The organism is Marinobacterium profundum, from assembly GCF_001528745.1.
Lineage (GTDB): Bacteria > Pseudomonadota > Gammaproteobacteria > Pseudomonadales > Balneatricaceae > Marinobacterium_A > Marinobacterium_A profundum.
The window spans coordinates 1-6,173 of sequence record NZ_BCNS01000022.1 but is presented as its reverse complement, the minus strand read 5'-3'; the positions used below and the strand labels follow the sequence as shown (position 1 = coordinate 6,173).

The following is a 6,173-nucleotide window of genomic DNA, read 5'->3' as shown; positions in this document are numbered from 1 at the left end:
GGGGAGAAGATCAACAGCCTGCTAGGATGGAGACTCGGTGGAAGTGGCGCTGGCACGACAGTTGGTGCATGAATCAAGCAGTATCTTTGGAGGCCCCTTCGGGGACCATTTTATCTGATTCCTCTGAATGTACCCCAGCGCCGGAAAATGTAATCAAACGAGCAAGAGCCTGAAGGCGCTTTCGGCACAAAGCAGACATTAGCTTTATAAAAGCAAAAAACTAGACGTGATCGCAGATTATTTTACCCGCTAAACCGTGTGTCTATCTGACAAGCCTACTAAATAATTCTCCTTCACATAATAAAATGAGAATCATGCTTCATTATCTTCAAAACATATAGATTTTTGCGACTGAGTATCATAGATGATACTTAAAAGTTATAGGGTGGCAGATGACCTCAGCATCAAGTGTGTGGAGATACATTAAAAATGTAAATCCTCAACTCAATCTTCACCTTGGTGTTGCGCACCATGGATTAAACCAAGCGAAAAACTGCAAATATATATTTGCAGTTGGAGCAATATTGGTCACCTACCGATCGTCACGCTATCATATTAGTAAGGTCTCCTCAACTCTTTTCGTTCAAGGGTTTTAAGAATGTCTACATTTTTCCATTTTACAAACCAGAATGTACCTTCTAGCTCATCTATGAACTTTTCAAGGCTTTTTTCATCTACTTGTGCTGCTTTCTCATACTTTGAAAAGTATTTTGTTAATAGATATTTCTTTTTAACTCTATCGACATAAGGACAGGTTAAAACATCCAAAAAAATGTAAGCACTCTCCGAATCTTTAGATATGTTGAAATTCGATTTTTTAAGTTTGGACATCGCGGAATCTACTAATTTTTCTCGCTCACTTTCGTATTCTGGATTGTCTTTGAAATAATATAGAAGGCAAATAATATCGAAGTATGAAAATTCGATATTTTCTTTCCAGTTTGCAGATATTTTTTTGCTTGGAATTGTGTGATTTCTTCCAAAACTACCAGTTGCTATAATAATATTTAGCTTCTCTAAAGAAATATAACCATTTCTTTGGTCTGTATTGTTCTTCTCAAAGCTTAAATCAACAACGTGTCCCATTATATCATTTCTAAACATTTCTAAACGTGATGGGATATATTTATAAAAAAAGTTCTCTGAAACGATTATAGATCGAGATACTCTCTCAGAAGATGACACTGTTGGGCTTACATTATAGAAGAAGAATACAAGTCTCAATATCAATAAGACCGTATCTTTGGCAAGGTAAACTAAATCATCTGACTCATAGAAAAAACTCTTATTGGACTTGAAAGACTCTATAAATTTCAAAAGCCTCTTGTAAAGCGATCCTATTACATAGGGCGATATTTCTGAATATTCTACAGCTTCATTTCCCATCAATATTTTTATTTTATTAATGAAGTGCTGCTCAAATCTATGCTTATTTATAATTTTATTTGGTATGTATATTCTTTTTCCATTTATGGATTCTTTTTTGAACAAAGAAGATTCAAAATCATATAATGCTTCATTTACACCAATAACCACTCGCGACTTATCTGTAAAAAATGGCCTTTCAAATTTATTAATCTTTGACTCGCTTAAATACAAATTATAAGATGACAAACTGTCCTCTATAGCTTCATATACTGAACGGGCTACCTCGTAACTCTTTGAGAATATCACGTAGTCATCGACGTATCTGATCACTTCGTAATCAACGCCAAAAGTGATATTTTTAATGTTTATTAAATAATTTTCAATTTTTTTATCAATATCTTGAAATATTATTTCAGCAAATATTCGACTAAACTCTGAACCGATAGGTATTCCATTCGTTTCGTTATTGTTACTTCTTTGTATAGTCGTGTCTAGCTCTTGGCAAAACTGGTTGGCCATTGTGACATGGCTTTTAATAAAGTCTTTATTTTTTACTGCCCAAGATATAGTGTGTGTATAAATACTATCGAAACAGTTTGCAACATCTAGTAACCACATACATGAGTATTTTTTTTCAAGTTGAGTGTAACGCCGAGAACTAAAAAACTTATACAGGCGATCAAATCCATAGTAGCTGTAAAATGATGATGCATGTTTTCGCCGCAGATCATTTTCAAGTGTTTCTATATTTATCTCTTTGTATTTATTTAGTTTTTCTTCGTCCTTAGCGTAAAATGAGCTTCCTACTCTAAAAGGAGCTCTAATTGAAAACTTACTGCTAGCACATAGTGAAATAATTGCGTCGGAGTATTTTTTATAGATTTCACAATAGTTTTTTTGTGATCTCGGATGTATTAGAGACAACGTTCTCAAGCTATTTTTATTTTTTATTATTTTATATTTCATTGGATAGGTTTGTTCTAGTTGATTGCTAAGTTTATGTTGCTCACTAGCATGACTAGAATCATAGGGGCTAACTATTGTGCAGTATAGAGACTTTAAGATATCAAAACCACAAGAGTCCTTTTTTATATTTCTCTGTGCAATATGATGATTAATGTAAAGGCCATCATTTGAAAATATAACAGGTACATCGGAAGGTGATGTATCTGTCAAAAAGGCCCTAGCATAGTCCTTCTTGTCGATCTTTATCTTCCTTGCTTTCTTCATTTCCAAATCCTTACAATATCAACAAGTCGGTTGGCGCTAAAACGTTTGTGTAGGCGACTAGAGAACCCCCTTGTAAAATTGTATTGTAGCAGTTCTTTCTTTTGTTTTTTGGTAAGCAAGTGGCTATAAAATTTACAAAGCCGTCCATTCTTGCTCGTTGTCATTTTTGTCAAAAAACAGTCAATTTCTTCAATAGCCTTGCTGGGGAAGTTTACCGGAGAGTTGTTGTAATAAATACCGACAGGTATTACTGTATCTTTGTTTTTATTGATCATTGAGCGATTAGTAGTTAGAAATCTAATCCTGTCTCGCAAGAGTAGATAGTTTTTGTCTTTATGAAAAGTGTAAAACGCTTTACAAATTCTAGATTTTATTTTCTTGACTTTTTTTTCAGACAGGTCAACGTGTACTTCTCTATAAGTTTTACTCGAAAGATAAGCATTCTCTTCTAGCATTCCGCCTTGAATTTTTTTTGATGGAAGTGGTGAGTCGTATACTTTGAAAGAAAGCCCAAGATAGTCAAAGAAAACAACTAGTTTTCCATCGGTTAAGCTACCGGCCTTATCTCTTTTTTTGCAACTGACTATCTCTGTCTTTTCCTTATTAAATTTAAGATTTCCTGGCAATGACAATTCCACTTTATTGATGAAATATAACTCATCCTCATGTGCCGATGTTATTATAATCAAATCATCTACGAATCTAGAGTAGTAAATAACCTCTTTACAGCTTGATATTGAATTGTCAAAATCGCTGAGTATAAGCTCAGATAGTAGCGGGCTCGTTTCGATTCCTCTAGGTACCGAGCAGCCAACATTCTCATTAAAAAATGCTGTTACCGCTAATATAATATTTTTGGTATGCATAGATAGGTTCGATAGTTCGTTCACCATTGTGAACAAAGTTTTATAGTCTATGCTCTCAAAAAAACTTCTTATGTCTAGCCGATAGACTCGGTAAGGTGTACCTTCCGCTAAATAAACCTGTAATTCGCGGGCTATTTGAGTTCTTGACTTAAGCTTTATAGAAGTTGCTGCCCTAATATTCTTTGCGCACTTTCGGAGAACAATTCGCTGTGGAAGGTCACATGAAAAATAAGTTTTTTTATTATTTTTTTGTAGAGATCCAAGTTGAAGCCCACTTGGAAACATGTTTTCAGCATCATGAACAGACTTTTTCAGTAAGTCCGCTCTATACTCAGATTCTGACAATCGATTGTCAGAAAAAAAATCATTAGAAACAAAGCACCGAGATAGAGATGATTCACTAAACTCCTGATACTTAAACACATCCCACCTCCATAAAGAACGCTAACAAAATCATATCCATTAGAGAATACGTATATCATATTAATAAATAGAAATACTAAATACTTTCGTTCATTCCGGATCATTAGACGATAGGGTGTACCACAGGGTCAAGTCTTGCCTTTTGTCTCCTAATTATCAACAGGAGAAAAAGACAAGACTTGTGAATTCCGGGGACAGGAAAACTCCGGAGACCGTATACCTATTTCTCAGCTTATCAACGTCCGCTCCGGGCACATAGCGGTAACCGATCGGTGATCACACCTTGTCAGTCGGCGCGTTCCAGTTGTGCGGAAGTAACTCGCCGATCGCACTCGCCTTTTGAGTCGGCAGCCGGGCGAGCACATCTTTCAGATAGGCATAGGGTTCATGCCCATTCAGTTTGGCGGACTGGATCAGGCTCATGATCGCGGCGGCACGCTGACCGCTGCGCAATGAGCCTGCGAACAGCCAGTTGCTGCGCCCGAGCGCCCAGGGACGGATCAGGTTTTCCACCCGATTGTTGTCGATCGGCAAGGCACCATCGTCCAGGTAGCGCGTTAGCGCGGCCCAGCGTTTGAGGCTGTAGTCGAGCGCGTTTGCCGTCGCCGTGCCATTCGGTATTTTCAGGCGCTGGGCCTGCATCCAGTGATGCAGCGCATCCGCAATGGGTTTGGCTTTGTCCTGCCGCAGCCTCTGCCGCTCAAGGGCCGTCAGGTCGCGGGCCTCGCGCTCGACGTCGTACAGCTGCTTGATGTATTCAACCGCCTGGCCGGCGATCTGGCTCTTGCCCGCCACATGCAGCTCGACGAACTTGCGCCGAGCATGAGCCATGCAACCGATTTCGGTGATGCCCTGCTTGAAGCTTGCCTTGTAGCCGCTGTAGTCATCACAGATCAGTTTTCCCTGCCAGTCACCGAGGAAGTCGCGGGCATGCTGACCGCCGCGCCCGGGCGTGAAGGCGTAGACGACGGCGTTCAGCTCGGCGTACGGCGTGCTGGCATAGGCCCAGATGTAGGCCTTGTGGGTTTTCTTCTTGCCCGGCGCCAGCATTGGCACCGGCGTCTCATCGGCATGCAGCACGGTTTCCTTGAGAAGGGCGTCGCGTAGCGCCTCGATCAGCGGTTGCAGTTGCACGCCGCAGCGACCGATCCACTCGGCCAGGGTCGAGCGCGGGATCGGCACACCGGCCCGGCCGAAGATCTGTTCCTGTCGGTACAACGGCAGATGGTCGGCGTACTTGGCGATCATCACCTGGGCCAGCAGCCCGGTGGTCGGGATGCCCTTGTCGATGATGTGTGCGGGCATCGACGCCTGGATCAGCGTTTCGCAAGCCTCGCAGACCCACTTGCCCCGGATATGGCGTTCGACCGTGAACACGCCGGGCGTATAGTCGAGCTTCTCGCTGATGTCCTCACCGATGCGTTTCAGCTGGCAGCCGCAGGCACAGGAGGTCGTGTCCGGCTCGTGATGGATCTCGCTGCGGGGCAGTTCCGGCGGCAGGGCAGCGCGTTTGGGCTGTTGCTTGGCGGTGGTCGCCGGTGGGGTTTTCAGCTGCTCCAGTTCGGCCTCGATCGCAGCGATGTCGGCACTGATGACCTCATCGAGCAGACTGATCTGAAGCACATTGAGGTGCTCGCTGCGCTGGCCGTACTTGTGGCGTTTGAGCAAGGCCAGCTCATGGGTCAGCTGCTGGTTGCGCAACTCGCTGCGCTGTATTACCTGATCCTGCTGCGCAACGCGCGCCATCAGCTCGGTTGCCAACTGGCGCAGCTGTTCGGGGGAGAACTGTGAGAGGTCAGGTGTCGTGGTCATGCCCGGCAGTGTGCCAGAGCCCGCCCGCTCTGGCGATACGCAGAACGGCCAATTGCGTCACGTCAGACACTCTGTTCTAGCGTCGCCTTCCTACAGTACGCTGATCACACCGGCAGCGCCCATGCGCTGCCACGGCAACCCCTGCACCAGCGCCTGGAGCTGCTCGGGGTTCAGTTCCAGTCGCTCGCCGCGCCAGACCTCGGGCCACTTGAACTTGCCTTGATGCAAACGTCGCGCTGCCAGCCAGATACCCAGGCCATCGTGCACCAGCACCTTCATGCGGTTGGCGCGGCGATTGGCAAACAGATAAGCACAGTGCGGCTGCGCCGCACCGAACACCGCCACCACGCGCGCCAGGGCAGTATCGGGCCCGGCGCGCATATCCCTCTCCCGTATACACATCCGACGCCGCCCACGACCCCTCACGCTTAGATACACAGTCACACCCAACGCCCAGAACAACCAACAACGAAA

At 44.0% G+C, this 6,173-nt stretch carries 4 protein-coding genes; all 4 read right to left on the bottom strand.

Annotated elements, in window-relative coordinates:
* Nucleotides 1–555 precede the first annotated feature (555 nt).
* The 4 genes from drt3b to tnpB all read right to left on the bottom strand — a co-directional run bounded on the left by drt3b (nt 556) and on the right by tnpB (nt 6,101).
* Nucleotides 556–2,598 carry an antiviral reverse transcriptase Drt3b gene (gene drt3b / locus MPRO_RS01975; RefSeq protein WP_067286336.1) on the bottom strand — a complete coding sequence of 681 codons (2,043 nt, stop codon included), beginning with the start codon at nt 2,596–2,598 and terminating at the stop codon, nt 556–558.
* On the bottom strand, nt 2,595–3,887 hold the full coding sequence (drt3a, locus tag MPRO_RS01970) for an antiviral reverse transcriptase Drt3a (RefSeq protein WP_158651719.1): 1,293 nt from the start codon (nt 3,885–3,887) through the stop codon (nt 2,595–2,597). The genes drt3b and drt3a overlap by 4 nt, the downstream gene beginning before the upstream one ends.
* Before the next feature lie 276 nt (nt 3,888–4,163).
* Nucleotides 4,164–5,699, bottom strand: a complete 1,536-nt coding sequence (gene tnpC, locus MPRO_RS01965; RefSeq protein WP_067286332.1) for an IS66 family transposase — start codon at nt 5,697–5,699, stop codon at nt 4,164–4,166.
* A gap of 90 nt (nt 5,700–5,789) precedes the next feature.
* A complete protein-coding gene (gene tnpB / locus MPRO_RS01960) occupies nt 5,790–6,101 on the bottom strand; it encodes an IS66 family insertion sequence element accessory protein TnpB (protein ID WP_067286331.1) in 312 nt (103 codons plus the stop codon).
* Between the last annotated feature and the right edge of the window lie 72 nt (nt 6,102–6,173).

What these genes read in the sequence shown, in the direction of transcription:
- tnpB (WP_067286331.1), bottom strand. Translation starts at nt 6,101, where the DNA reads ATGTGTATACGGGAGAGGGATATGCGCGCCGGGCCCGATACTGCCCTG.
- drt3b (WP_067286336.1), bottom strand. Translation starts at nt 2,598, where the DNA reads ATGAAGAAAGCAAGGAAGATAAAGATCGACAAGAAGGACTATGCTAGG.
- tnpC (WP_067286332.1), bottom strand. Translation starts at nt 5,699, where the DNA reads ATGACCACGACACCTGACCTCTCACAGTTCTCCCCCGAACAGCTGCGC.